The 416-nt window shown below is 49.5% G+C and carries 1 protein-coding gene and 1 pseudogene; both read right to left on the minus strand.

The features are described from left to right. Nucleotides 1–200 (minus strand): WD40 repeat domain-containing protein (locus tag E1189_RS24330; protein WP_329601862.1); only part of this gene is annotated, 200 nt, incomplete at its 3' end. Between the two features lie 22 nt (nt 201–222). Beyond that, nucleotides 223–312: pseudogene (locus tag E1189_RS26030) on the minus strand (hypothetical protein); the annotation flags it as partial. Between the last annotated feature and the right edge of the window lie 104 nt (nt 313–416).

Raw genomic sequence — 416 nt, forward strand, 5'->3', positions numbered from 1 at the left:
CTTTCCTTACTTTTCAATATCCAGATTTTGACGGTGTGATCATTAGAGACACTCACAAAGTGTGTTCCGTCAGGGCTGAAGCTGGTATTTGTTACGTTGCGAGAATGCTGGATGGTAGCTTTTTCCTGCAGAATGCTGGACAGTGGCTTTTTCCTGCCATTGCCCATCAACAAGCCCCCAGATTTTGGCGGTGCAATCATCAGAGCCAATCACAAGGTGAGTTCCTACGGGGCTGAAGCTGGCATGTTTTACCCAGTCAGAATGCTGGACAGTGGCTTTTTCCTGCCATTGCCCGTCAACAAGCCCCCAGATTTTTGCGGTGCATCATCAGAGACAGTCACAAGGTGAGCTCCGTCTGGGCTGAAGCTGGTATCTCTTACCCAGTTAGAATGCTGGACGGTGGCTTTTTCCTGCCA

The sequence above is a fragment of the Parendozoicomonas verongulae genome, from assembly GCF_009711465.1.
Taxonomy (GTDB): Bacteria; Pseudomonadota; Gammaproteobacteria; order Pseudomonadales; family Endozoicomonadaceae; genus Sansalvadorimonas; species Sansalvadorimonas verongulae.